2 protein-coding genes are annotated in these 2,414 nt (G+C 68.7%); one reads left to right on the forward strand and one right to left on the reverse strand.

Annotated features, from left to right (window positions below; genetic code table 11):
- The first annotated feature begins 148 nt into the window (after positions 1-148).
- Positions 149-1,363, forward strand: coding sequence for an epoxide hydrolase family protein (locus O3X23_RS43795; protein ID WP_269280969.1), 1,215 nt, complete (start codon positions 149-151; stop codon positions 1,361-1,363).
- A 1-nt stretch (position 1,364) separates the two neighbouring features.
- On the opposite strand, the gene O3X23_RS43800 is transcribed toward O3X23_RS43795, so the two are convergent.
- A complete protein-coding gene (locus tag O3X23_RS43800; RefSeq protein ID WP_269280973.1) occupies positions 1,365-2,321 on the reverse strand; it encodes a transposase in 957 nt (318 codons plus the stop codon).
- Positions 2,322-2,414 lie beyond the last annotated feature (93 nt).

Here is a 2,414-nt window from a genome sequence, read left to right on the forward strand (position 1 = left end):
ACGGTCTGCCCCGCGATTGATCGCGAGCGGCCGTGACATGACGGTGGCCGCGCGGGTTCTTGAGGTGTGAAGATCAAGCAGCGCCGCGCGCCGCCGGGCAGACCGCTACCGCGTGGGACTGTCAGACCCCGATGTCATGCTGCTGATCATGAAGCCATTCACCATCGACGTTCCCGAGACTGTGCTCGCCGATCTCAAGGTCCGACTGGCGCGAACCCGGCTGCCCACACGCACTCCCGGCGACCGCTGGGCCGCGGGAACGGACCCGGACTACCTTCGCGAGCTGCTCGGCTACTGGGTGGACGGATTCGACTGGCGGGCACGCGAGCGCTGGCTCAACTCGTTCCCGCAGTACCTCGCGGACGTGGGCGGGCAGACCGTGCACTTCGCCCATGTCCGCGGGGTCCGCACAGCCGGTGGCCCCGCGCCGCTGCCCCTGGTGGTGACGCACGGGTGGCCGTACTCGTTCGCGGAGATGCTGCCGCTCGTGTCGCTCCTCACCGATCCGGCGGCGCACGGCGGTGACGCCGGTGACGCGTTCGACGTCGTCGTGCCGTCGCTGCCGGGCTTCGGCTACTCCACGCTGCCGCAGAGCGGCCCGGTAACGGGTCCGGCGGTCGCCGAAACCTGGGCGCGGCTGATGACCGATGTGCTCGGATACCCACGCTTCGGCACCTACGGCGAGGACATCGGCAGCAGCGTCAGCCACTGGATCGCCGCCACGCACCCTGACGAGGTCATCGGGATCCATGTGGCCCAGGCCGCGTACCCGCCCGTGGAACGAAGCGGTGACCTCACCGCCGCTGAACAGAAGTTCCTTGCCTGGGCGGCGGCGAAATGGGAGGGCGCCACCGCGTATGCCGAGCTCCAGTCCACCCGCCCCGACACGCTCGCCGCGGCCCTTCTCGACTCGCCGTCCGGCCTGGCCGCGTGGATGGTGGAGAAGTTCCAGGCGTGGAGCGACTGCGAGGGTGACGTCGAGCGCCGGTTCAGGAAGGACGATCTGCTGACCACGATCATGATCTATTGGGCGACGGGCACGATCGGGTCGTCGTTCCGCCCCTACTTCGACCAACGCGACAGCAGGCTGCCGCTGCCCGTGCTCACCGTGCCGGCCGGGATCACGATCGGTGTGGGCGACCTCGGCATGCCCAGGTCGCTCGCCGAGCGTACCTACGCGGACATCCGCTACTGGCACGACCTGCCCGCAGGCGGCCACTTCGTCGCCAACGAGGAACCCGGGCTTGTCGCGGCCGACATCCGCGAGTTCTTCCGCCCGCTGAGGCATCCGGCGGAAAGGCGTTACGGTCTGCCCCCGATTGAGGTGGAGGCGTGTTGGCCTGGGGGTTCGGCTGGTGTGTGAATCAGCAGGCCGTCGTGCGGGTGAGCACGAGTTCGGTGCTCGTCCGGCGGCGGGTGGCGCGTTTGGCGGCGCGGTCGGAGACCAGCCCGGCGACGGCTTGGTGGATCTCGTGGTAGGAATCCCGCCGTCCGGTGTAGCGCTGCAGCGGCCGCCACTGGCGCATCTCGGCGTTGGCGTGCTCGACGCGGATCCGACGCGAGGACTGGCGGCGGCGCATCTCACGCCATCCGTACCGTTCGGTCAGAGGCGCATTGTCGATGTCCTTGGGCTTCCTGGGCGGGGCGCTGACTTGGTTCGGAAACTCGTTGGCCAGGCCCCGGTAGCCCTCGTCGACCTCGGCTTTCACCGTCGGATGCCGACGCAACAGCTCGGCAATGCCTTCGGTACGCATCGCCGTCTGATCGTGTATCCGGCCCGGCCGGAAGGCGCCGGACCACAAGGTGCGGCCTTGGCGGTCACTGATCGTGGTCGCTTTGATGGTGTTCTGTTTGCGCTTGCCCGAGACGAAGGCGCGGCGTCCGGGGCGGTGTGCTTGGGGGCGGCGGACCTGGGTCTCGGTGCCGTCGATGCACAGGCCTACGCCCTCGGCCTCGGCGTAGGCGAACACGTCCTCCAGCGTGCGCAGTCGCAGTCCGGGCCGGTCGGGTACGGCGAACCCGCGCGCGGCCAGCAACGGGCGGATCTCAGTGATCGCCCGGCCGATCGTGGAGGAGCTCACCTCGTAGAGCACGGCCAGCGCCTCATGTGTCAGGCTGGTACGCAAATGGACCAGCGTCGCCAATACCCGGTCGGCGAAGACGAGTTCATACTTCGGCCCGGCTCCGGCCGGTCTCCTGCGGACAGCCTGACGCCGATTGTGGCGTCCGGACTCGCATCGCGCCTGCCAGCGTGGCGCGAGTTCTTCGATCAAATCGCCGAGATGTTGGAGCGAGACACCGCACAAGGCAGGATGGGACATGGCCGCGCGGGTCTGCTTGATCTTCACACCTCAAGAACCCGCGCGGCCACCGTCATGTCACCGCCCGCTCGGATCAATCGCGGGGCAGACCGT

The sequence above is a fragment of the Streptomyces sp. H39-S7 genome, from assembly GCF_027158205.1.
In the GTDB taxonomy this organism is placed as follows: Bacteria; Actinomycetota; Actinomycetes; order Streptomycetales; family Streptomycetaceae; genus Actinacidiphila.

Bases quoted from the DNA above. Each gene is read 5' to 3' on its own strand.
- O3X23_RS43795 (WP_269280969.1), top strand. From the start codon at position 149: ATGAAGCCATTCACCATCGACGTTCCCGAGACTGTGCTCGCCGATCTC.
- O3X23_RS43800 (WP_269280973.1), bottom strand. From the start codon at position 2,321: ATGTCCCATCCTGCCTTGTGCGGTGTCTCGCTCCAACATCTCGGCGAT.